This window comes from Bradyrhizobium manausense, from assembly GCF_001440035.1.
GTDB classification, from domain to species: Bacteria; Pseudomonadota; Alphaproteobacteria; order Rhizobiales; family Xanthobacteraceae; genus Bradyrhizobium; species Bradyrhizobium manausense.
Genome location: NZ_LJYG01000116.1, coordinates 218,532 through 241,022, shown reverse-complemented (window position 1 = coordinate 241,022; position 22,491 = coordinate 218,532). Strand labels below are relative to the sequence as shown.

Here is a 22,491-nt window from a genome sequence, read left to right as displayed (position 1 = left end):
GATGGGCATCCTCGACAGCATCCCCCATGTTCATGCGGTGCCGTCGCACCGGCCCTGGCCACGTGCGGTCGTGACGGAGGCGGGCTGGCAGGCGGCGATCGATCGGCTGGTCGAGGGAGGCCTCACGCTGCTCGGCTTCTGGGGCGAGCCGACCGCAGTGCATATGGCAATGCTCGATGGCAGCTCGGCCGAGATCGCGGTCGTCACCTACGCGTGTCCGGCCGGCACGTTTCCAAGCGTCGCCAGCCGTCATCCGCCTGCGCTTCGGCTGGAACGGACCATCCATGATCTGTTCGGGCTTGTTCCAGACGCCGCTGACGATCTGCGACCAGATTTGCGGCCATGGCTCGATCACGATGCCTGGGGCCGGTCTTATCCGCTCTCCGGCCGCAACGCATCGCGCGACGCGCAGCCATACCGGTTCCTTCCGGCCGAGGGCGAGGCGTTGCACCAGGTCGCGGTCGGCCCCGTCCATGCCGGGATCATCGAGCCCGGCCATTTCCGCTTCAGCGCCAATGGCGAGCACGTGGTGCGGCTGGAGCAGTGGCTCGGCTACACCCACAAGGGCATCGAGTCCTTGATGCAGGGCGCTGACCTCGAGGCCGCGGCAAAGCTCGCCAACCGTACCTCCGGCGACAGCGCGGTAGCCTACGCCTTCGCTTTTGCACGCGCAGCGGAAGCGGCGCTCGATATCCAGGTGCCGCGGCGGGCGAATTACTTGCGGGCGCTGATGGCGGAACTGGAGCGTCTGGCCAATCATTTCGGCGACATTGGCGCGATCTGCAACGATGCGTCGTTCGCGCTGATGCATGCGCAGACCGGTATCCTGCGCGAGCGGACCCTGCGCGCTGCGGACATTGCGTTCGGCCATCGCCTGATGATGGACGTCGTCGTGCCCGGTGGCGTGGCGCGCGATATCGCGCCGGACGGTCTCCCGGCGCTGCGAATGCTGCTTGCGGAAATCAACAAGGTCTTCCCGCGCCTGATCGAGCTTTACGACAACACCGCATCCTTGCAGGATCGCACCGTCACCACGGGCGTCGTGAAGGCGGACTATGTGCGGCAGTTCGGCGCCGGCGGCTATGTCGGCCGCGCCTCGGGCCGCGATTTCGATGCACGCCGCACACTTGCCTACGCGCCCTACGATCATCTGTCGTTCGAGGTGCCGGTGCTGGATATGGGCGACGTCAACGCGCGGGTCTGGATCCGTATCCGCGAGGTCGAGCAGAGCGTCGAATTGATCGCGCAGATCCTGGGCTTGATGGAGCCGGGGGAGATCAGGACCGCACCGCCGGCGGGGCGCGGCGGATGCGAAGGTCTGGCGCTGACGGAGGCATTCCGCGGCGACGTCCTGGCGTGGCTGCGGCTCGATGGCGAGTTACGCGTCGAACGCTGCCATCTGCGCGATGCGTCGTGGTTCCAGTGGCCGCTGCTGGAAACCGCGATCGAGGGCAACATCATCGCCGACTTCCCGCTCTGCAACAAGTCGTTCAACTGTTCCTATTCGGGCGCGGACCTCTGAGCCATGCGCAAGACCCTGCTCGAAAGCCTCACCCATGGTTCGCTGACGGAGCCCGCGCCGGCGCCGGACGCTTCGGCGTTGGCCGAGCTCGCCGCGAAAGTCGATCGCGCCGCCCAGGCCAGGCTTGGGCGTTCTCTTGCCATTCGCGAGGTCGATGCCGGGTCCTGCAACGGCTGCGAATTGGAGATCCACGCGCTGTCCAACGCCTTCTACGATGTCGAACGTTTCGGCCTGCGCTTCGTCGCCTCGCCACGCCATGCCGACGTGCTGCTGGTGACGGGTCCCGTGACCAGGAACATGCGACAGGCACTGGAGCGGACCTACAACGCGACACCCGATCCGAAGTGGGTCGTCGCGGTCGGCGGCTGCGCGATCGACGGCGGCATTTTCCGAGGCAGCTACGCCTGCGTCGGCGGTGTATCCGAGACCATTCCGGTGGATCTGCACATCAAGGGCTGCCCGCCGTCGCCGACGGACCTGTTGAGGGGCCTGCTCGCGCTGCTCGAGCACGTCAGCGCCAAGCGGTAAGCCCCACGGCGGGGCGAGCGCCCACTACGCCGCGGCGATCCGGTCCGGCATGGCGGGCCTGTCAGCGGCGAGGAAACGGCGCTCGATCTCCGCGGCGGGCAAAGGCGGGCTGAACAGATAGCCCTGCATCTCGTTGCAGCCCTCCGCCGAAATCCGCTCGCGCTGCTCGTCGGTCTCGACGCCCTCTGCCGTGGTGGTCATGCCCATGCCCTGCGCCAGTGCCGCCACCGCCCGCACGATGCTGAGCGACCCCGCATCGTTGCCGACGCCGCCGACGAAGGACCTGTCGATCTTGATCTTGTCGAACGGGAAGCATTGCAAATAGGTCAGCGACGAATAGCCGGTGCCGAAATCGTCCATGGCGATCCTGACACCCAGCGCGCGGAGCTGGCGCAGCGTCGCGAGCGCGCCATCGCGGTCCTGGATCAGCACGCTTTCCGTGATCTCGATCTCGAGTCGTCCCGGATCAAGCCCGGTGGCCGCCAGCGCGCTGACGATCACCTCAGCCAGGCCCGGCTGGCGGAATTGCACGGCCGAGATGTTGACGGCGACGTGCAGATGGTTCGGCCACCGGCTCGCGGTGGCGCAGGCCTGCCGGATCACCCACTCCCCGATCGGCACGATCAAGCNAAGCCGATCTCCTCCGCGAGCGGGATGAAGCCGCCGGGCGCGACCAGCCCGCGCCGCGGATGGTGCCAGCGGATCAGGGCTTCGAACCCGCTGATCTCGTGGCCGCTGGCTTTCACGATCGGCTGGTAGTGCAGCTCGAACTCGCCGGCCGCAAGGCCCTTGCGCAGATCGCGCTCCAGCGCGCGACGGTTCTGCGCCTCTTCGTCCATGGTCGGATCGAAGAAGCGGTGGACGCCGCGACCGTTGCTTTTGGCCCGGTACAGCGCGACGTCGGCATTGTGCAGGAGTTGCTCGGGCGTCGTGCCGTCGCGCGGCGCAACGGCGATGCCGACGCTCGCGCCGGCAATGGCCTGGTGTTCGTCGAGCTCGAACGGTGCGCTCAATGCGCTCACCACCTCGCGCGCCAGCACCTCTGCGTCGCCTTGGCCTGAAATCGGCGTCTGCAGGATCACGAATTCATCGCCGCCCATGCGCGCGATCGTGTCGCTCTCCCGTGCGAGCCGCCGCAGGCGGCGGCTGACCTCCCGGAGCACGATGTCGCCGGCCTGGTGACCGAGCGTGTCGTTGACGGCCTTGAACTTGTCGAGATCGATGTGATGCACGGCGAACAGGCCGCCTTGTTCGAGCGCTTGGCCGAGCCGCTGGCCGAGCAGCGCACGGTTGGCGAGGTCCGTCAGCGCGTCATGATGCGCCATATGCGCAATCTGCAGCTCCGCCTTCCTTTGCTCGGTGATGTCTTCGTGGGTTGCGACCCAGCCGAGATCCGGCATCGGACGGTGCCTGATCTTGAAGGTGCGTCCGTTCCGCATCTCGACGATGCTGTCGGTGGGCTCGGCCGACGTGGCGACATCGGTCCGCCATCTGGCATATTCCTCGCGCGTCATCGCCGGCACGCTGCCGGCCTCGAAACGCATGTCGAGGATCTCCGCCAGCGGTGTGCCGGGCCCGACGTGATCGGGCGACAGGCCGTACATGTCGATATAGCGCGCATTGCAGACCCGCAGCCGATGGTCGGCGTCGAAGAAGCAGAGCCCGTGCGACATGTTGTTGATGGCGATGTCGAACTGGAAATTGCGTTCCTGCAGCCGCGCGCTGAGCTCCTCGCGCTCGGTGATGTCCTCGTGGGTCGCCATGCCGCCGCCACCGGGCAGGGGGTGGATGGTGTAGGCGATGATCCGGCCGTCGTCGAATTGCTGGACGGTCCGCTCGCTGGCGATCGAACCTTCGGTACGGGCGCGGACATAGGCGCCGGCTTCGCCGCGAATGTTGAGGCCCAGCTTGAGCCGATGCTCGATCAGGTCCTTGATCGGCGTGCCCGGACGAACCTGTTCGGGTGACAGGCCGTACATCTCGCGGTAGCGCGGATTGCAGAAAATCACCTTGCGGTCGCTGCTGAAGAGGATGATTCCAAGCCACAGATTGCTGGTGGCGCACGCCAGCAGTTCGCCGAGCACGAGCGGATCGATGCCTTCCACCTGCCTGTCACTCTCAGTCATGCGCATTGCCCCCGAGCGCGCATTAGAGCAGGCGGTGGTGAACGAGCCCAACGATTTGCCCAAATAAGCAGCAGGTTCCTCAAACTGCGGCGAACGCGAGGTTAAGGACAGCGATTCCGGTGACCGGCTTGGCGCAGTACGGCGCGGAGTCAGAGATCCTTAACCATGGCGATCCCTCGGTCGCAGACGGTTTCGGCCGCCGCGGCGTCAGTCGACCAGGATCACCCTGATGTCGTTCACGTTGGTCAATGTCGGTCCCGGCTGCAGCAGGTCGCCCGTCGCTTCGAAGAAGGTCGTGGCGTCGTTGTTGTCCAGATAGGCCTGTGGCTGAAGCCCTTGCGCCTTCATCTTGGCGAACGTCGCCGCATCGATCAGCGCGCCGGCGGGATCGGTGGGATGGCCGGCGCCGCCGTCGGCGCCGTCGGTGTCGCCGGCAAGCGCCGCGATGTCAGGCGTGTCCTTCAACAGCGAGGCCAGCGCCAGCGCGTATTCCTGGTTGGGGCCGCCGCGCCCCTGGCCGCGCACGGTCACCGTGAGCTCGCCGCCGGAGAGGATGGCGACACGCTTGCCTTGCGCGCGGGCCTGGAGCGCAAGCCTGGCGTGATCGGCCGCGACCTCGCGGGCCTCGCCTTCGAGATCGGCGCCGAGATCGATGGCCTCGTAGCCGGCCTCCTTCGCAAGTTTCACCGCGGCATCCAGCGATTGCTTGGGGCGCGCGATCAGCTCGAACGAGGCGCGTGCGAAGGCCGCATCACCGGGCTTGGCGCTTTCGTTGGCGGGATTGTCGAGCGCGTGCGCGACGGCATCGTCGATGGCGAGCTTGTACTTCGCGACGATCGCACGCGCGTCGGCCAGCGTGGTCGTGTCAGGCACGGTCGGACCGGAGGCGATCGCGGAAGGGTCGTCATGCGGCACGTCGGAGATCGCGAGCGTCACGATTGCCGCGGCGTTCTGGCCGGCGCGTGCCAGACGTCCGCCCTTGATGCGCGACAGATGCTTGCGCACGACATTCATCTCGCCGATCGGCGCGCCCGAGCGCAGCAGCGCCTTGTTGACCGCCTGCTTCTGCGCAAAGCTGATCCCGTCCACCGGCGCGATCCAGTTTGCCGAGCCGCCGCCGGTGAGCAGCACCAGCAGCAGATCGTCGGGGCCGGCCTCGCTCGCCAGCGCGAGCGTGTCGGCGGCGCCTTTCAGGCCGGCCTCGTCGGGCACGGGATGGCCGGCCTCGACCACGCGGATCCGGCGCGTCGGCACGCCGTAGCCGTGGCGCGTGGTGGCGATGCCGACGAGGCGTTCCGGCGCGAGCCCCAGCGTGTCGAGATAGTGCCGCTCCGCGGCCGCAGCCATCGCGGCGGCGCCTTTGCCGGCGGCGAGGCAGATCACGCGCCCCTTCGGTGCGGGACGCAAGTGAGGCGCCAGGATCGTGTTCGGATGGGCGGCGGCCACCGCGGCATCATAGAGCGCGCGGAGCAGGGGACGTCGGTCGGTCATGACGATGGCTTTCGGCTAACTCTTGAGCAGACTAAAGCTGTGGCGAGGACGTCGCCATGCCCCTGCCTAGCGCATCGGGCGCGAAAGGGTAAGCAGCCTTTACCATCATTCGATTGTGCAATCGCGTAATCAAAAACGGCAGATAGCAAAAGGCCCCTGCGATCGTCTCGCAGGGGCCTTGCTATTGTCGGGCTTGTCGGGTCTAGCCGCCGACGTCGGCGCTGATCACGTCGCCGAACAGGTCCCACTTCTCGCCCTTGAACCGCTCCAGCTGCAGCTGGCTGATCGGGGCAAAGTCGGTCGGGGAGGTGTTGATCTGGATGCCCGGCAGCAGCACCTCGGTGCGGAAGTCCTTCAGGCTCGCGGCCTGCTTCATGACGTTCGCGCGGGTGAGATCATCTCCGCACTGCTTCAGGACCTGGACCAGGGTCTGCGCCACGCCGTAGCCGACGATGGTGCCATGGTCGAGCTTGTCGCCATCCGGAAAGTACTTGTCCATGAAAGTGATGAAATCCTTCATGCCTGGATCATTCTTCCACTGCGGGTCCGACACGTCCTTCAGATAGTCGGCGGAAATAATGTCCTGCGCGTTTTCGAAGCCCGCGGGCTTGAGCACGCTGCCGACGGAGGCCGACACGTTGTTGAGGAAGTGCAGCGGTTTCCAGCCGATCTCGGCGACCTTCTTGATCGCTTGTGCCGCGAATTTCGGCGTCGTGATGTTCATGAACACGTCGGCGCCGCTCGACTTCAGCTTGACCATGTGGTTGTCGATGGTCGGCTCGGAGGTCTCATAGCTCTCCTCGGCGACGATCATGCTCGCCGCCTTGGCACCCAGGCCGTCCTTCAGCCCCTTGAGATAGTCCTTGCCGTAGTCGTCGTTCTGGAACAGCACGGCGATCTTGGCGTCCGGCTTGTTCTTGAGCAGCCACTTCGCATAGATCTGCGTTTCGCTCTGATAGTTGGGCTGCCAGCCCATGGTCCATGGGAAGTTCTGCGGATCGTTCCACTTGGTGGCGCCGGTGGCGACGAACAGCTGCGGCACCTTCTTCGAGTTCATGTATTTCTGGATCGCCGAGTTCGACGGCGTGCCGAGCGAGTTGAAGACGAACAGCACCTCGTCGCTCTCGACCAGCTTGCGGGCCTGCTCGACCGCCTTCGGCGGCGAATAGGCGTCGTCGTAGGAGACGAAGTTGATCTTGCGGCCGTTGATGCCGCCTTCCTCGTTGATCTTCTTGAAATAGGCGGCTTCTGTCCGCCCGATGATGCCGTAGGCGGAGGCCGGTCCGCTGTAGGGCATGATGTTGCCGACCTTGATCTCGGTGTCGGTCGCGCCGGTATCGTATTTCTTCTGGGCCGATGCGATGGAGGTCGAGGCCGCAATGAGCGCGAGTGCCAGTGACGCGACCGCAAGCTTGCCGGTGACAGCGGGCATTCCAATCTCCCTTTTTCAATTTCTTGGTGTGCGCGCGCTCCTTTTCTTTGTCGCCATGGTTGTTGGCGGCGCGGTGCAATTCAACCCGATTTGGCCGGAAGCTTCAAGGAAAAGCCCCTGCGAGGAGGCCGCAGGGGCTGCTTCTTTAGTCGCTGTTGGCGCCGATGATGCCGTCAGCCGCCGACGTCGCCGCTGATGACGTCGCCAAATCGTTCCCAGGTCTCGCCCTTGAAGCGCATCAATTGGAGCTGCGAGAGCGGCGCGAAATCGGTCGGGGACGTGTTGACCTTGATCCCCGGCAGCATCATTCCGAGTTCAAGATCCTTGATGCTCGCGGCCTGTTTCATGACATTCTCTCGGGTCAGGTCGTCCCCACACTGCTTCAATACGTGGGCCAGTGTCTGCGCGACGGTATAGCCATAGACGACGGAGTTATCTGTCCGGTTTGCATCGGGGTAGTACTTGTCGAGGAACTCGTTCCAGGCCTTCATTCCGGCATCGTCCTTCCATTGCGGGTCCGTCGGATCCTTCAGATACGCCGACGAAATGACGCCCTGTCCGTTCTCTATTCCTGCCGGCTTCATGACGCTGCCGATTGAAATCGAGACGTTATTGAGGAAATGCACCGGCTTCCAGCCGATCTCCGCGTTCTTCTTGATCGCCTGTGCCGCGAATTTCGGCGTCGTGATGTTGACGAAGACGTCGGCGCCCGTCGATTTCAGCTTGACGATGTGCGAGTCGATCGTGGGCTCCGAAACTTCGTAGCTCTCCTCCTGGACGATCATCGAAGCTGCCTTGGCGCCGAGGCCATCCTTCAGCCCCTTCAGATAGTCCTTGCCGTAATCGTCGTTCTGGAACAGCACGGCGATCTTGGCGTTCGGCATCTCCTTCAGGATGTACTTCGCGTAGATCTGCGTCTCGCTCTGGTAGTTCGGCTGCCAGCCCATCGTCCACGGGAAGTTCTGCGGATCGTTCCACTTCGTGGCGCCGGTGGCGACGAACAGCTGCGGCACTTTCTTGCTGTTCATGTATTTCTGGATCGCCGAGTTCGGCGGCGTGCCGAGCGAGTTGAAGATGAACAGCACCTCGTCGCTCTCGACCAGCTTGCGTGCCTGCTCCACCGTCTTCGGCGGTGAGTACGCGTCGTCATAGGAGATGAAGTTGATCTTGCGGCCGTTGATGCCGCCTTCCGCGTTGACCTTGCGGAAATAGGCTTCTTCGGTCTTTCCGATCACGCCGTAAGCCGAGGCCGGGCCGCTATAGGCCATGATGTTGCCGATCTTGATTTCGGTGTCGGAAGCGCCGGTGTCGTATTTCTTCTGTGCTGACGCCCCGGTCGACAGGGACGCAGAGAGCGCGAGGGCAGCCGCAAGGGCCCCCAAACGCACATGCATTGCAGGCATCTTGATCTCCCTTGGTCGTTTCGATGTGTCGGTTGTTCTTGATTGGGAGCGCAGGTGTTGCGACGCTCCGAGTCATATTGAATACCCTTCCTGCGGCGCCAGCAAGAAGAACGCCCCGGGCGGGACTGTCGCGGATGCGATTTGATCGATGCAGCGCGGAATATTCCGGTCGGCGGGACTGCCGCCGTCACGCGCCTGCGCGAACCTTGAGTTGCGTCAGGCCGGTCTCAAAAGTTCAGACTGTGCCGTGCGCGAGCCGCGCTAATGGCCCAGCTCGCTCGAGATGACCTCGCCGAACAATTCCCAGGCCTTGCCCTTGAACCGCATCATCCGAAGCTGCTTGATCGGCGCGAAATCGTCGGGTGCGGTGTTGATCTTGATGCCGGGCAGAAGCGTGTCGGGCGCGAAGTCCTTCAGGGAAGCTGCCTGCGTCATGACGTTGTCGCGGGTGAGATTGTCGCCGCACATCTGCAGCACCTTCACCATGGTCTGCGCCGCGGCGTAGCCGAACACGATGCCGGCATCGAGCTTGTTGGCCTTCGGGTCGTATGCCGCGAGGAAGTTGTAGAACTTCTTCATGCCGTCATCGGCGTTCCATTGCGGGTCGGAGCCGTCCTTGATGTAGGTCGCCGACAGGATGCCTTGCGAGATCTCGAAGCCCGCGGGCTCGATCACGCCGCCGACGGAGGCCGAGACGTTGGAGATGATGTGGATCGGGTGCCAGTTGATCTCGGCGGCCTTCTTGATCGCCTGCGCTGCGAATTTCGGCGTGGTGATGCTGACGAGGGCATCGGCGCCTGCGGTCTTCAGCCTCACGACGTGCTCGTCGACCGCGGGCTCGGAGGTGTCGTAGGGCTCCTCCAGCACGATCATCGAGCCTTTGGCGCCGAGCCCTTCCTTCAGTCCGTTCAGATAATCCTTGCCGAAATCGTCGTTCTGATAGAGCACGCCGATCTTCGCGTCCGGTTTTTCCTTCATGATGTATTTGGCGTAGATCTTCGCCTCGCCCGCGTAGCTCGGCTGCCAGCCCATGGTCCAGGGATATTGCTTCGGGTCGTTCCACTTGGACGCGCCGCTCGCCACGAACAATTGCGGCACCTTCTTCTCGTTCATGTATTTGCGGATGGCGCTGTTGGTGGAGGTGCCGAGCGAGCCGAAGATCAGCAGCACGTTGTCGCTTTCGACCAGCTTGCGCGCCTGCTCCACCGTCTTCGGCGGCGAATAGGCGTCGTCATACGAGATGAATTTGATCTTGCGGCCGTTGATGCCGCCCTCGGCATTGACCTTGCTGAAATAGGCCTCTTCGGTCTTGCCGATCACGGCATAGGCCGAGGCCGGGCCGCTATAGGGCATGATGTTGCCGATCTTGATCTCGGTATCGGAGGCGCCGCTGTCATAGGATTTCTGCGCCTGCACGGGATTGCTCGCCGCAGTGCACAACGCGAATGCGGCGAAAAGCACCGCAACCTGAAATCGAACGACGATCATCGCACTCCTGCCTCACCTGGATCGGCGCCGCATTGAACAAGATTGATGTCTGACGTCAACAAAAAGCCCCCGCGATCGTTCGCGGGGGCTTTTCAGCCTTGGCCTAAAGCGTCAGCGCGTCACTCCGGAGCGACGTCGCCGTTCAGGATCTCGCCGAACTGTTCCCACTTCTCGCCCTTGAACCGCTGCATCTGCAGCTGGCTGATCGGTGCGAAGTCGTTCGGTCCGGTGTTGATCTTGACGCCGGGCAGCAGCGTATCAGGCGCAAAGTCCTTGAGGCTGGCCGCCTGTTTCATCAAATTGGCCCGGGTGAGATCGTCACCGCACTGTTCCAGCGCCTTGGCCAGCGTCTGAGCGGCGCCGTAGCCGTAGACGATGCTGGCGTCGGTCTTGTCGGCGCCGGGCATGTATTTGTCGAGGAATTCGGCCCACTTCTTCATGCCGGGATCGTCGTTCCAGCGCGGATCGGCGCCGTCCTTGGCATAGGCCGCCGACAGCACGCCCTGGGAGGCCTCGAAGCCGGCCGGCTTCATCACGCTGCCGACCGAGGCCGACACATTGGTGATGATCTGCAGCGGCTTCCAGCCGAGCTCGGCGGTCTTCTTGATGGTCTGGGCGCCGAATTTCGGCGTCGTGTAGATCATGAGGACGTCGGGATTGGCGGCCTTGATCTTGACGATGTGGCCGTCGATCGACGGCTCGGAGACCTCATAGCTCTCTTCCAGGATGATGTTCGAAGCCTTGGCGCCGAAACCGTCCTTGGTGCCCTTGAGGTAGTCTTTGCCGAAATCGTCGTTCTGATAGAGGATCGCGACCTTGGCGTCGGGCTTCTCCTTCAGCAGCCATTGGGCATAAATATGGGCTTCGCTCTGGTAGGAGGGCTGCCAGCCCATGGTCCAGGGGAAGTTCTTCGGGTCGTTCCACTTGGTGGCGCCGGTGGCGACGAACAGCTGCGGGATCTTCTTGGCGTTGAGATATTTCTGGATCGCGCTGTTCGAGGGCGTGCCGAGCGGGTTGAACACGGCGAGCACCTCGTCGCTCTCGACCAGCTTGCGGACCTGCTCCACGGCCTTCGGCGGCGAATAGCCGTCGTCATAGGTGACGAAGTTGATCTTGCGGCCGTTGATGCCGCCCTTGTCGTTGATCATCTTGAAATAGGCTTCTTCGGTCTTGCCGATGATGCCGTAGGCCGATGCCGGACCGCTATACGGCATGATGTTGCCGATCTTGATCTCGGTATCGGTCGCGCCGGTGTCATATTTCTTCTGCGCGAGGGCGGCCGTGGAGGCGAGCGTGGCGACCGCCGTTACGAGTGCGGCGGTTCGAAGTGTTCTTGCGAAAGGCAATTCGGTCTCCTTGGTTGAAACGACGGTCTTGATTGCGGGGTTAGTTCTTTCTGAGCCTGCTTGCGAATTGCTGACCCAGGATCGCGACCTGCCTTGCGCCATGCGGCACGAGATAGATGACGAGGAACAGCAGCACGCCGAACACGGCGCCGGAGAGGCCCTTGGAGATGCCTTCCGCGATGTTCGGCACGAAGATGATGAAGGCGGCACCGATGATCGAGCCCGGCAGCCAGCCGACGCCGCCGACCACCATGCCGAGGAACAGCTGGATCGCGAGCGTGATGGTGAAGCTGTCGGGCGCGACGAACTGCACCGCGATGGCGCTGAGGCCGCCGGCAACGCCGGTGATGCCGGCCGAGACTCCGAAGGCGAGCGTCTTGTAGAGCGCGACATTGACGCCCATGGCGGAGGCTGCGATCTCGTTGTCGCGGATCGCCATGAAGGCGCGGCCCGAGCGCGAGCGGAGCAGGTTGACCGAGAAGATGTAGATCGCGAGCACGACAACCAGCGTGAAGTAATACAGCCACATGTCCTGCGACATCTTCAGCCCGAACGGCGCATCCGGCTTGGTGACGACGAGGCCCTGCACGCCGCCGGTCCACTTCTCGAGGAAATTCAGCTTGAGCAGCTGCGGCATCGCGGTGGCCAGCGCGAAGGTCGCGAGCGCGAGATAGACGCCGGAAAGCCGCAGCGCCGGCTGGCCGAACAGGAAGCCCACGCCGAAGCAAAGCACGCCCGCGACCGGCAGACAGAGGAAGTAGGGGATGTTGAACTGCTCCATCATCACGGCGGTGATGTAGGCGCCGATGCCGTAGAACGCGCTCTGGCCGAGCGAGAACTGGCCGCTGCCGCCGGTCAGGATGTTGAGCGCCAGCACGGCGAGGCCCAGATAGAGCAGCTGGGTCAGCTGGAAGATCACGAAATTCTTCGCGAACACCGGCACGACGAGGAGCAGCAGCAGCACCACCACCGAGGTACCGGTGCCCAGCGTCATGGCCCGCTTCGGCACGGCCTCGACGGCAGGGGCTTCCGTGACGACGTCTTCGACAGCGCTCATGATCAAACTCGCTTGACGATGTGCCGGCCGAACAGACCAGCGGGTTTGACGACCAGGACGGAGATGATCAGCGCGAGCGCGATCGGGAGTTTCAGCTCGTTGCCGACGCCGGGGATGTAGGTGCCGGCGAGGTTCTCGAAGATGCCGACCAGGAAGCCGCCGACCACGGCGCCGAACGGTGAGGTCAGGCCGCCGAGCACGGCCGCGGCGAAGCCGTAGATCAGCACGCCGCCCATCATGTTGGGCTCGAGGAACACGACCGGCGCGATCAGCATGCCGGCGATCGAGCCGATCGCGGTCGCCATGCCCCAGCCGAGCGCGATCATCCAGCTGGTGTTGATGCCGACGAGGCGCGCCGATTCAGGCACCGAGGCGGCCGCGCGCATGGCAAGGCCGATCCGGGTGTACTGGAAGAAGAAATACAGGCCGAGCAGCAGCAGCACGGTGACGCCGATCATGCCGGCCTGGTGGGTCGAGATCAGCTGGCTGCCGAGGAACGGCGCGGAGCCGAACGGGGTCGGATATTGCTTGATGGTGAAGTCCCAGATCAGGCCGGCGGAGGAGTTGATGATCGCGAACAGCGCGATGAAGCCGGCGACGTTGGTCAGAACAGGCGCCTTCGCCAGCGGTTTGAACAGGATGCGCTCGATCGCGATGCCGGCGACGAAGGAGAGCACCAGCGTGATCAGGAAGGCGACCCAGTACGACAATCCCCACTGCATCAGCTGCCAGGAGATGAAGGTCGAGAACATCGCCATCTCGCCCTGCGCGAAGTTGAGATGGTCGATCGCCTGGTAGATCATGACCACCGCGAGCGCCATGCAGGCGTAGATCGCGCCCGTGGCAATCCCGGCCAGGACCTGGTTGGTAAACAGTTCCATGGTGCCGGCTCCTCAGTAGCCCAGATAGGATTTGCGGATTTCTTCGTTGTTGGCGATGTCCTTGGCATTGCCGGACATCACGATGCGGCCGGTCTCGATCACATAGGCCTGGTCGGCCAGCTCGAGCGCGAGCTGGGCGTTCTGCTCGACCACCAGGATCGACACCTTGTCCTCGCGGTTGATCTTGCCGAGGATGCCGAAAAGGTCGCGCACGACGAGTGGCGCAAGGCCGAAGGACGGCTCGTCCAGCAGCATCAGCCGCGGCCGCAGCATCAGCGCGCGTGCGACCGCGAGCATCTGCTGCTCGCCGCCGGAGAGCGTGCCGGCCTGCTGGGTATGGCGCTGCTTCAAGACCGGGAAATGCGCGTACATGCGCTCGATGTCGGAGACGATGCCGGCATTGTCCTTGCGGGTGATGGCCCCTAACTGGAGATTCTCCTCCACCGTCATGGTGGTGAAGGTGCCGCGGCCCTGCGGCACGTGTGCGATGCCGTAGCGCACGATGCTTTCGGTCGAGCGGTTGTTCAGCGGCTTGCCGTCGAACTCGATGCCGCCGGTGGAGCGCACCATGTTGCAGATCGCGCGCAGCGTCGTGGTCTTGCCGGCGCCGTTGGCCCCGAGCAGCGTCGTCAGCGAGCCCTCGTTGAGCGAGAAGGTGAGGCCGTGGAGCGCCTGGACCTGGCCGTAATAGGCGCGCAGGTCCTTGACGTTGAGCAGAACGGTCATTGGTCCTTGCTCCCGAGATAGGCCTTGATGACGTCGGGGTCCGCCTGCACCTGGGCAGGCGTGCCTTCCGCGAGCTTCTTGCCGAAATTCAGCGCGACGACGTGGTCGGCGATCGACATCACGAGGCCCATGTGGTGCTCGACCAGCAGCACCGTCATGTGGCGCTCGTCGCGAATTTTGCGGATGAGGTCGCCGAGGATGTAGACCTCTTCGTGGTTGAGGCCCCCGGCGGGCTCGTCGAGCAGCAGGATCTTCGGGTCTGCCGCCAGCGCCCGCGCCAGTTCGACGCGCTTCTGCGTGCCGAAGGGCAGGCCGGAGACGGTGGTGTGAGCGACCTCCTCGAGGTCGAGATAGCTGAGGATCTCGTGCACCTTCTTGTTCACGCTGCTCTCGCCGCGGCGGATCCAGGCGAGGCGCAGCGAGTCGCTGATGATGTCGGAGGAGGTGCGGGCATGGGTGCCGACGCGGACATTGTCCATCACCGACAGGTTCGGAAACAGCGCCACGTTCTGGAAAGTGCGGCCGATGCCGATCTCGGCGATCCGGTGCGGCGGGCGTTTCAAAATGCTCGCGCCTTCCATCAGGATGTCGCCTGACGACGGCTGGTAGAGGCGGGACAGGCAGTTGAACAGCGTGGTCTTGCCGGCGCCGTTGGGGCCGATCAGTCCGAGGATCTGGCCCTTGTGCATGTCAAAGGACACACCGTTGAGCGCGACGATGCCGCCGAACACGACGCTGACGTCGCGAACGGCGAGCAGAGGCGATGTCCCCTGCGCGAGCTGTACCTGCGTCATCTCGTCTCGCCCACACTGTGCAGTGGGCGAAGGGGCGATGCGAACCGCTCCCTGACATGACAAAGGCTATCTGATCCCCTCGGCCACACGCGCAACTTTTCCTCCTGATTTCAGCTTTTTGCTGTCGTCTTTTTTGGATAGCGACATCAGACCGCCAAGTGCCGCTTCGATGTTCCTTACCATCGCAAGCAGACGCGGTCCAATGTCGTTGATCAATCGTTCTTCCGTGAAGCGGAATGCCGGTGCGCCGCAATTGAATGCGTAGGGCCCGGTTCCGTCGTTGAGCTTGAGCGCAACACCGGCGGCGCCGATGTCGTCGTGCCAGTCGCCGACCGAGATCGCGAAGCCATGCTTGGCGACCATTTCGCCGGAACGCTCCAGCCCGTCGCGCATCTTCGGCCAGCGGCTGCCGTAATGCTCGCGCAGCACGCGCGACAGCTCGGCGCGGTCGTCCTCGCCCAGCGCCCAGAAATAGGCGCGGCCCATCGCAGTGGTTGCAATCGGGACGCGCGAGCCGACGTCAAGTTGAACGCCGACGGTCTCGCTGCCGCGGCTCTGTCCGAAATAGATCATGCTGTGACGGTCGCGGCCGCCGATCGCGACCGCGCCACCCGTCGCGCGCATCACTTCCTCGCGGAACGGCTCGGACAAATGCCGAACACCGAGATTGGCGAGCGCCGCGTAGCCCAGCGCCATTGCGGCGGGCGCGAGCTGATATTTCTCGAAGCGGGGAACCGGCGTCAGATAGCCGAGCTTCGTCAACGTGTAGGTCAGCCGCGAAACGGTCGGCTTCGGCAGATTGGTGCGGGCGGCAATCTCCTGATTGCCGAGAAGTCCGTCGCTGGGTTGGAATGCGCGCAAGACATCAAGCCCGCGGGAAAGCGCGACGACGAAATTCCGATCGTTCGCGGTCTTCTTTCCTGTACGCTTCATCCCTGATCTGCTCTTGCGCGGAGTCGTTGACAACGTCCGTGCTTCAAAATAACCCTGCCGTCAAGATGCGGAATTAAATTCCGCACCGCGAAATCGAACAAAAGTAAATCCCACCAAGGAGGGAAACCGTGAGCGAAGTGGTCAAGCTTGAGCGTCATGACGAAGTCGGGATCGTCACGGTCAACAGCCCTCCGGTCAATGCGCTGAGTGCCGCAGTCCGTGGCGGTATCCTGGAGTGCGTCAAGGCCGCGGTCGCCGATCCCGCCATCAAGGGCATCGTGCTGACCTGCGCCGGGCGCACCTTCATCGCGGGTGCCGACATCACCGAATTCGGCAAGCCGCCGAAGCCGCCGGCCCTCAACGACGTGCTGTCCGAGATCGAGAATTCGCCGAAGCCCGTCGTTGCCGCGATCCACGGCACCGCGCTCGGTGGCGGTCTCGAAGTCGCGCTCGCCTGTCATTTCCGCGTCGCGGTCAAGGAAGCCAAGCTCGGCCTGCCCGAGGTCAAGCTCGGCCTGCTGCCGGGCGCCGGCGGCACCCAGCGGCTGCCGCGCGCCGTCGGTCCCGAGCTCGCGGTCAAGATGATCGTCGGCGGCGACCCCATTGGCGCGGCCGAAGCGCTCAAGGCCGGCCTGATCGAGGAGATCATCGAGGGCCCGGCCTCCGGCGGCGAAGCCTTCGTGCGCAAACTGCTGGCCGAGAAGCGCCCGCTGCGCCGCCTGCGTGACGACGATTCCAAGATCGCAGCCGCGAAGGCCGACCGCTCGATCTTCACCAATGCCGTCGCCGCGATGACCAAGAAGTCGCGTGGCCTGGAAGCGCCGTTCGCGGCAGCCGACGCCGTCGGCTATGCCATCGACCTGCCGTTCGACGAAGGCCTGAAGAAGGAGCGCGAGGGCTTCCTCAAGCTCGTCGCCAGCGACCAGTCCAAGGCGCAGCGTTACGCCTTCTTCGCCGAGCGCGAGGCCAACAAGATTGCAGGCGTTCCCGAAGGCACCAAGTCGCGTCCCGTTAACCGTGTTGCGATTTTGGGCGCCGGCACCATGGGCGGCGGCATCGCGATGTCCTTTGCCAATGCCGGCGTTCCCGTCACTCTGATCGAGACCGGCGAGGAGCAGCTCAAGCGCGGCATGGGCATCATGCAGAAGAACTGGGAAGCGACCGCCGCGCGCGGCGGCATTCCGGCGGATGCACCGGCCAAGCGCATGGCGCTGATCAACGGCGTTGTCGGGATCGAGAATGTCGGCGATGCCGACCTCGTCATCGAAGCCGTGTTCGAGACCATGGCGGTGAAGAAGGAGGTATTCGGCAAGCTCGACCAGTACGCCAAGCCCGGCGCCGTGCTCGCCTCCAACACCTCGTACCTGAACATCGACGAGATCGCGAAGGCGACTAAGCGTCCGCAGGACGTGCTCGGCATGCACTTCTTCTCGCCCGCGAACGTCATGAAGCTGTGCGAGATCGTGCGTGCCGACAAGACCGCGCCGGATGCGCTGGTGACGGCCGTCTCGATCGCGCGCAAGATTGCAAAAGTGCCGGTCGTGGTCGGCGTCTGCGACGGCTTCGTCGGCAACCGCATGCTGGCCCAGCGCGGCAAGCAGTCCGAGAAGCTGTTGTTCGAAGGCGCCTTGCCGCAGCAGGTCGACGCCGTCGTGACCAAGTTCGGCATGCCGATGGGCCCGTTCGCGATGGGTGATCTCGCCGGCCTCGACATCGGCTGGCGCTCGCGGAAAGATCGCGGCATCAAGTCGGAGATCGCGGACGCGCTCTGCGAGGCCGGCCGCTTCGGCCAGAAGACCGGCAAGGGCTACTATAAATATGAAGCCGGCTCGCGCGCGCCGCTGCCCGATCCTGAGGTCGAGAAGCTGATCGACGAGACGCTGCTGCGTCTCGGCCGCAAGAAGCGCGTGGTCAGCGACGACGAGATCCTCGAGCGCATGATGTACCCGATGATCAACGAGGGCGCGAAGATCCTCGAAGAGGGCATCGCGGCGCGTCCCTCCGACATCGACGTGGTCTGGCTCTACGGCTATGGCTGGCCGATCTACCGCGGCGGCCCGATGTACTGGGCCGCCAGCGTCGGCCTCAAGCACATCGCCGATCGTCTCTCCTACTACGCCAAGGAGACCAACGACCCGAGCCTCGAACCCGCCCCGCTGCTGAAGAAGCTCGCCGCGGAGGGCAAGACCTTCGCCTCGCTGGCCGCCGAGTCGAAGGCGGCTTGATGATTGGCGTCATTCCGGGGCGATGCGCAGCATCGAACCCGGAATCTCGAGATTCCGGGTTCGCCCTTCGGGCGCCCCGGAATGACGGTTTGTGTGGTTTAAGGTATCCATGACCCATCCCGGCGAACAGTTTTACCCCGAGGGCGTGCATTGGGACGACACCATCGTCCAGGGCACGCTGCCTGACCTGCTCGCGACGGCCGCTGCAAATTACGGCCCGCGCACCGCGCTGGAATTCCGCGACCGTCCGATCACCTATACCGAGCTCGCAGCTCAAGCCGATCGCGCCGCGGCTGCGTTTCTCCGCGCCGGTTGCGGCAAGGGCACGTCCGTCGCGCTGTTCCTCGGCAACACGCCGGATCATCCGGTCAATTTCTTCGGCGCGCTGAAGGCAGGCGCCCGCGTTGCGCATCTGTCGCCGCTGGACGGGGAGATCGCGCTCACGCACAAGATTTCCGATTCCGGGTCGCGCCTGCTCGTCACCTCGAACCTCCAGGCCCTGCTGCCGACGGCACTGAAATTTCTGCAGAAGGGGCTGATCGACCGCCTCGTCGTCTGCGAGGACGATCATTGGGGCAAGATCGGCACGCCGCAGGCGGTGATTCCCGATGATCCCCGCATCGTCACCTTCAAGGCCTTCGTCGAAGGTGCCACCGCGCCGGCAGAGTGGCCGGCGGTTGCGGCCGATGACGTCGCGCTGTTGCAATATACCGGCGGTACCACCGGCCTGCCGAAAGGCGCCATGCTGACGCATGGCAATCTCACCTCGGCGGTGTCGATCTACGACGTCTGGGGCAGGCCGGCCCGTGCGGCCCGCGGCGACGTCGTCGAGCGCGTGATCTGCGTGCTGCCGCTGTTCCACATCTTTGCGCTGACCGTCGTGCTGCTGTCCTCGATCAGGCGCGGCAATCTGATCTCGCTGCACCAGCGCTTCGACGTCGAAGCCGTGATGCGCGACATCGAGGTCAAGCGCGCCACCTATTTCCCGGGTGTGCCGACCATGTGGATCGCGATCGCCGCGCTGCCGGATCTCGACAAGCGCGACTTTTCGTCGCTCGCCGCCATCGGCTCCGGCGGCGCGCCGCTGCCGGTCGAGGTCGCAAGCTTCTTCGAGCGCAAGGTCGGCAAGAAGCTGAGGAGCGGCTGGGGCATGACCGAGACCTGCTCGCCCGGCACCGGCCATCCGCCTGCAGGTCCCGACAAGCCCGGCTCGATCGGCCTCATGCTCCCCGGCATCGAGCTCGACGTGGTCTCGCTGGACGATCCGACAAAAGTGCTGCCGCCGGGCGAAGTCGGCGAGATCCGCATCAAGGGCCCGAACGTCACCAAGGGCTATTGGAACAAGCCGGCGGGGTCCGCGGAGGCCTTCATCGACGGCCGCTTTCTCACCGGCGACATCGGTTATGTCGACACCGACGGCTATTTCTTCCTGGTCGACCGCAAGAAGGACATGATCATCTCGGGCGGCTTCAACGTCTATCCGCAGATGATCGAGCAGGCGATCTACACCGTCCCGGGCGTGCACGAGGTGATCGTGCTCGGCATTCCCGATCAATACAGGGGCGAAGCCGCCAAAGCCTTCATCAAGCTCAGGCCGGACGCAAAGCCGTTCTCGCTCGACGAGCTGCGCTCGCAGCTCGCCGGCAAGGTCGGCAAGCACGAGATGCCTGCTGCGGTCGAGTTTGTCGACGATCTGCCGCGCACGCCGGTCGGAAAACTGTCGCGCCACGAATTGCGCCAGCAGCAGAAATCCGCACAATCCGCCCCAACACCTGGCTCTCGCCAGGGATGACGAAGAATAAAAGCTTGGTTTCGCTCACAGGAGGATCCGATGGATCTCGCATTCACGAAGGAAGAGCAGGCATTTCGCGAGGAAGTGCGGGCATTCTTCCGCGACAACGTGCCGCCGGATACGCGGCGCAAGCTGGTGGAAGGCCGCCATCTCACCAAGGACGAGATGGTGACGTGGTGGCGCATCCTCAACAAGAAGGGCTGGGGCGTCAGCCACTGGCCGAAGCAATATGGTGGCACCGGCTGGACCTCCGTGCAGCATTACATCTTCAATGAGGAGCTGCAGTCCTATCCGGCGCCGCAGCCGCTCGCCTTCGGCGTCAGCATGGTCGGCCCCGTCATCTACACCTTCGGCAATGAAGAGCAGAAGAAGAAGTACCTGCCGCGCATCGCCAATGTCGACGATTGGTGGTGCCAGGGCTTCTCGGAGCCCGGCTCCGGCTCCGATCTCGCTTCGCTCAAGACAAAAGCCGAGCGCCGTGGCGACAAGTGGATCATCAACGGCCAGAAGACCTGGACCACGCTGGCCCAGCATGCCGACATGATCTTCTGCCTCTGCCGCACGGATGCGTCCGCCAAGAAGCAGATGGGCATCTCCTTCATCGTGTTCTCGATGAAGTCGAAGGGCGTCACCGTGCGCCCGATCCAGACCATCGATGGCGGCCATGAGGTCAACGAGGTGTTCTTCGACGACGTCGAGGTGCCCTACGAGAACCTGATCGGCGAGGAGAACAAGGGCTGGGATTACGCAAAATTCCTGCTCGGCAATGAGCGCACCGGCATCGCGCGCGTCGGCGTTTCCAAGGAGCGGCTGCGCCGCATCCGCGATCTCGCCGGCAAGGTCGAATCCGGCGGCAAGCCGATCATCCAGGATTCGGCTTTCCGCGAGAAGCTCGCCGCCTGCGAGATCGAGCTGAAAGCGCTCGAGCTGACGCAGCTGCGCGTCGTCGCCGACGAAGGCAAGCACGGCAAGGGCAAGCCCAATCCGGCGTCCTCGGTGCTGAAGATCAAGGGCTCCGAGATCCAGCAGACCACCACCGAGCTCTTGATGGAAGTCATCGGCCCCTTCGCGGCTCCCTACGACGTGCACGGCGATGACGGCTCCAACGAAGCCATGGACTGGACCGCCCAGATCGCGCCGAGCTACTTCAACAACCGCAAGGTCTCGATCTACGGCGGCTCCAACGAGATCCAGCGCAACATCATCGCCAAGGCGGTGCTGGGGCTCTGATCTGCTTCCTCTCCGCCGCGGCGGGGAGGACATTGTTTCCACCGTCATTCCGGGAAGCGACGAAGTCGCGAACCCGGAATCCATCGGGCCGCATACGCTGAGGCGAAATGGATTCCGGGCCTGGCCCTTCGGGCCATCCCGGAATGACGAAGTCTGATGATCCGGGTACGAGGAACCAAAGAAATGGATTTTGACCTGACCGAGGAGCAGCGGCTTCTCAAGGACAGCATCGACGGCCTGCTGACCGATTCCTACGATTTCGAGAGCCGCAAGAAGTACATGAAGGAGAAGGGTGGCTGGAGCAAGGCCGTCTGGCTCAAGCTCGCCGAGCAGGGCCTGCTGGGCCTGCCTTTCAGCGAAGCCGATGGCGGCTTTGGCGGTGGCGGCGTCGAGACCATGATCGTGATGGAAGCGCTCGGCAAGGCGCTGGTGCTGGAGCCGTATCTGGCGACTGTCGTGATCGGCGGCGGCTTCCTGCGTCATGCCGGCACCGAGGCGCAGAAGGCGGCGCATGTGCCCGGGATCGTCGACGGCAGCAAGACGCTGGCCTTTGCCCAGCTCGAGAAGAATTCGCGCTACGATCTGTTCGACGTCGCCACGTCAGCGAAGAAGAAGGGCGACGGCTGGGTGATCGACGGCGAGAAGTTCGTCGTGCTCAACGGCGAGAACGCCGATACGCTTGTCGTCACCGCGCGCACCAGGGGCGATCGTCGTGATACGACCGGCATTGGCGTGTTCCTGGTGCCTGCCAGCGCCAGGGGCATCACCAAGAAGTCCTACCCGACCCAGGATGGCCTGCACGCCGCCGACATCACCTTCACCGGTGTCGAGGTCGGCGCGGATGCGGCGATCGGCAACCCCGACGACTCGCTGGCCCTGATCGAGCGCGTGGTGGACGAAGCCCGCGTCGCGCTCTGCGCCGAGGCGGTCGGGCTGATGGATGAGTCGCTCAAGACCACCGTCGAGTACATCAAGACGCGCAAGCAGTTCGGCGTCGCGATCGGCTCGTTCCAGTCGCTGCAGCACCGCGCCTCCGACATGTTCGTCGCCACTGAACAGGCGCGCTCGATGTCGATGTTCGCGACCATGGCGAACGATTTCGAGAACGCCAGGGAGCGCAGCAATGCCATTGCCGCCGCCAAGGCGCAGATCGGCAAGTCGCTGAAATTCGTCGGCCAGCAGTCGATCCAGCTCCACGGCGGCATCGGCATGACCATGGAGGCTAGAATCGGCCACTACTTCAAGCGCCTCACCATGATCGAGAACACGTTCGGCGACACCGACTACCACCAGCGCCGCGTCGCGGATGCGGGCGGGTTGATCTAGTCGACACACAACGACTGTCATCCCGGGGCATCGCGCAGCGATGCGCCCGGGATCCATCGGGCGGCGTCACGCGCGGTGAAATGGATTCCGGGCTCGCGCTACGCACGCCCCGGAATGACGCACTGGAGAGGCGGTGTAAGCCTCGCAGAATCTCTTTCCGCGTCGTCCCGGCCTAGCGCGCAATTGCGCGC

At 64.1% G+C, this 22,491-nt stretch carries 18 protein-coding genes; 6 read left to right on the top strand and 12 right to left on the bottom strand.

Going from position 1 to position 22,491, the window contains the following annotated elements:
* The first annotated feature begins 1 nt into the window (after position 1).
* Together AOQ71_RS41310 and AOQ71_RS41305 are read left to right on the top strand one after the other, a co-directional pair.
* Positions 2–1,522 carry a hydrogenase large subunit gene (locus tag AOQ71_RS41310; RefSeq protein WP_057759528.1) on the top strand — a complete coding sequence of 507 codons (1,521 nt, stop codon included), beginning with the start codon at positions 2–4 and terminating at the stop codon, positions 1,520–1,522.
* 3 nt (positions 1,523–1,525) lie between these two features.
* Positions 1,526–2,050, top strand: a complete 525-nt coding sequence (locus tag AOQ71_RS41305) for an NADH-quinone oxidoreductase subunit B family protein (RefSeq protein WP_057759526.1) — start codon at positions 1,526–1,528, stop codon at positions 2,048–2,050.
* 24 nt (positions 2,051–2,074) lie between these two features.
* Here AOQ71_RS41305 and AOQ71_RS49495 read toward each other — a convergent pair whose 3' ends face one another.
* The 12 genes from AOQ71_RS49495 to AOQ71_RS41250 all read right to left on the bottom strand — a co-directional run bounded on the left by AOQ71_RS49495 (position 2,075) and on the right by AOQ71_RS41250 (position 15,727).
* Positions 2,075–2,653, bottom strand: coding sequence for an EAL domain-containing protein (locus AOQ71_RS49495; protein ID WP_283809642.1), 579 nt, complete (start codon positions 2,651–2,653; stop codon positions 2,075–2,077).
* A gap of 27 nt (positions 2,654–2,680) precedes the next feature.
* Positions 2,681–4,176, bottom strand: a 1,496-nt coding sequence (locus AOQ71_RS41300; RefSeq protein WP_245317435.1) for a sensor domain-containing protein, incomplete at its 3' end; no start/stop codon positions are given.
* 207 nt (positions 4,177–4,383) lie between these two features.
* Positions 4,384–5,667, bottom strand: coding sequence for a glycerate kinase type-2 family protein (locus AOQ71_RS41295; protein WP_057759524.1), 1,284 nt, complete (start codon positions 5,665–5,667; stop codon positions 4,384–4,386).
* Positions 5,668–5,869: 202 nt separating this feature from the next.
* Positions 5,870–7,099: an ABC transporter substrate-binding protein gene (locus AOQ71_RS41290; RefSeq protein ID WP_057759522.1), complete on the bottom strand. Its 1,230-nt coding sequence runs from the start codon at positions 7,097–7,099 to the stop codon at positions 5,870–5,872.
* 173 nt (positions 7,100–7,272) lie between these two features.
* Positions 7,273–8,502, bottom strand: coding sequence for an ABC transporter substrate-binding protein (locus AOQ71_RS41285; protein ID WP_057759520.1), 1,230 nt, complete (start codon positions 8,500–8,502; stop codon positions 7,273–7,275).
* A gap of 261 nt (positions 8,503–8,763) precedes the next feature.
* A complete protein-coding gene (locus AOQ71_RS41280; RefSeq protein WP_057759517.1) occupies positions 8,764–9,990 on the bottom strand; it encodes an ABC transporter substrate-binding protein in 1,227 nt (408 codons plus the stop codon).
* A gap of 119 nt (positions 9,991–10,109) precedes the next feature.
* Positions 10,110–11,336 (bottom strand): ABC transporter substrate-binding protein, encoded by a 1,227-nt coding sequence (locus AOQ71_RS41275; protein WP_057759515.1) that lies wholly within the window; start codon positions 11,334–11,336, stop codon positions 10,110–10,112.
* 40 nt (positions 11,337–11,376) lie between these two features.
* Complete coding sequence (locus AOQ71_RS41270; RefSeq protein WP_057759513.1) at positions 11,377–12,393, bottom strand: branched-chain amino acid ABC transporter permease; 1,017 nt, start codon at positions 12,391–12,393, stop codon at positions 11,377–11,379.
* Between the two features lie 2 nt (positions 12,394–12,395).
* Positions 12,396–13,274: a branched-chain amino acid ABC transporter permease gene (locus AOQ71_RS41265; RefSeq protein WP_057759511.1), complete on the bottom strand. Its 879-nt coding sequence runs from the start codon at positions 13,272–13,274 to the stop codon at positions 12,396–12,398.
* 12 nt (positions 13,275–13,286) lie between these two features.
* The gene (locus AOQ71_RS41260) at positions 13,287–14,000 is read right to left on the bottom strand and encodes an ABC transporter ATP-binding protein (RefSeq protein WP_057759509.1); all 714 of its coding nucleotides are present in this window, start codon (positions 13,998–14,000) and stop codon (positions 13,287–13,289) included.
* A complete protein-coding gene (locus AOQ71_RS41255; protein WP_057759507.1) occupies positions 13,997–14,794 on the bottom strand; it encodes an ABC transporter ATP-binding protein in 798 nt (265 codons plus the stop codon). Before AOQ71_RS41255 ends, AOQ71_RS41260 begins: the two co-directional genes overlap by 4 nt.
* 66 nt (positions 14,795–14,860) lie before the next feature.
* Complete coding sequence (locus AOQ71_RS41250; protein WP_057759505.1) at positions 14,861–15,727, bottom strand: IclR family transcriptional regulator; 867 nt, start codon at positions 15,725–15,727, stop codon at positions 14,861–14,863.
* Positions 15,728–15,855: 128 nt separating this feature from the next.
* On the opposite strand from AOQ71_RS41250, the gene AOQ71_RS41245 reads away from it, so the two are divergent.
* The 4 genes from AOQ71_RS41245 to pimD all read left to right on the top strand — a co-directional run bounded on the left by AOQ71_RS41245 (position 15,856) and on the right by pimD (position 22,300).
* Positions 15,856–17,952 carry a 3-hydroxyacyl-CoA dehydrogenase NAD-binding domain-containing protein gene (locus AOQ71_RS41245; protein ID WP_057759503.1) on the top strand — a complete coding sequence of 699 codons (2,097 nt, stop codon included), beginning with the start codon at positions 15,856–15,858 and terminating at the stop codon, positions 17,950–17,952.
* 109 nt (positions 17,953–18,061) lie between these two features.
* The gene (gene pimA / locus AOQ71_RS41240) at positions 18,062–19,744 is read left to right on the top strand and encodes a dicarboxylate--CoA ligase PimA (protein ID WP_057759501.1); all 1,683 of its coding nucleotides are present in this window, start codon (positions 18,062–18,064) and stop codon (positions 19,742–19,744) included.
* Positions 19,745–19,783: 39 nt separating this feature from the next.
* Complete coding sequence (pimC, locus tag AOQ71_RS41235) at positions 19,784–20,974, top strand: pimeloyl-CoA dehydrogenase large subunit (protein ID WP_057759499.1); 1,191 nt, start codon at positions 19,784–19,786, stop codon at positions 20,972–20,974.
* A 183-nt stretch (positions 20,975–21,157) separates the two neighbouring features.
* Positions 21,158–22,300 carry a pimeloyl-CoA dehydrogenase small subunit gene (gene pimD / locus AOQ71_RS41230; RefSeq protein ID WP_057759497.1) on the top strand — a complete coding sequence of 381 codons (1,143 nt, stop codon included), beginning with the start codon at positions 21,158–21,160 and terminating at the stop codon, positions 22,298–22,300.
* Positions 22,301–22,491: the final 191 nt, after the last annotated feature.

Excerpts from the sequence above, each read along its gene's own strand:
- AOQ71_RS41310 (WP_057759528.1), top strand. The coding sequence starts at position 2 with ATGGGCATCCTCGACAGCATCCCCCATGTTCATGCGGTGCCGTCGCAC.
- AOQ71_RS41305 (WP_057759526.1), top strand. The coding sequence starts at position 1,526 with ATGCGCAAGACCCTGCTCGAAAGCCTCACCCATGGTTCGCTGACGGAG.
- AOQ71_RS41295 (WP_057759524.1), bottom strand. The coding sequence starts at position 5,667 with ATGACCGACCGACGTCCCCTGCTCCGCGCGCTCTATGATGCCGCGGTG.
- AOQ71_RS41290 (WP_057759522.1), bottom strand. The coding sequence starts at position 7,099 with ATGCCCGCTGTCACCGGCAAGCTTGCGGTCGCGTCACTGGCACTCGCG.
- AOQ71_RS41285 (WP_057759520.1), bottom strand. The coding sequence starts at position 8,502 with ATGCCTGCAATGCATGTGCGTTTGGGGGCCCTTGCGGCTGCCCTCGCG.
- AOQ71_RS41280 (WP_057759517.1), bottom strand. The coding sequence starts at position 9,990 with ATGATCGTCGTTCGATTTCAGGTTGCGGTGCTTTTCGCCGCATTCGCG.
- AOQ71_RS41270 (WP_057759513.1), bottom strand. The coding sequence starts at position 12,393 with ATGAGCGCTGTCGAAGACGTCGTCACGGAAGCCCCTGCCGTCGAGGCC.
- AOQ71_RS41265 (WP_057759511.1), bottom strand. The coding sequence starts at position 13,274 with ATGGAACTGTTTACCAACCAGGTCCTGGCCGGGATTGCCACGGGCGCG.
- AOQ71_RS41260 (WP_057759509.1), bottom strand. The coding sequence starts at position 14,000 with ATGACCGTTCTGCTCAACGTCAAGGACCTGCGCGCCTATTACGGCCAG.
- AOQ71_RS41255 (WP_057759507.1), bottom strand. The coding sequence starts at position 14,794 with ATGACGCAGGTACAGCTCGCGCAGGGGACATCGCCTCTGCTCGCCGTT.
- AOQ71_RS41250 (WP_057759505.1), bottom strand. The coding sequence starts at position 15,727 with ATGAAGCGTACAGGAAAGAAGACCGCGAACGATCGGAATTTCGTCGTC.
- pimA (WP_057759501.1), top strand. The coding sequence starts at position 18,062 with ATGACCCATCCCGGCGAACAGTTTTACCCCGAGGGCGTGCATTGGGAC.
- pimC (WP_057759499.1), top strand. The coding sequence starts at position 19,784 with ATGGATCTCGCATTCACGAAGGAAGAGCAGGCATTTCGCGAGGAAGTG.
- pimD (WP_057759497.1), top strand. The coding sequence starts at position 21,158 with ATGGATTTTGACCTGACCGAGGAGCAGCGGCTTCTCAAGGACAGCATC.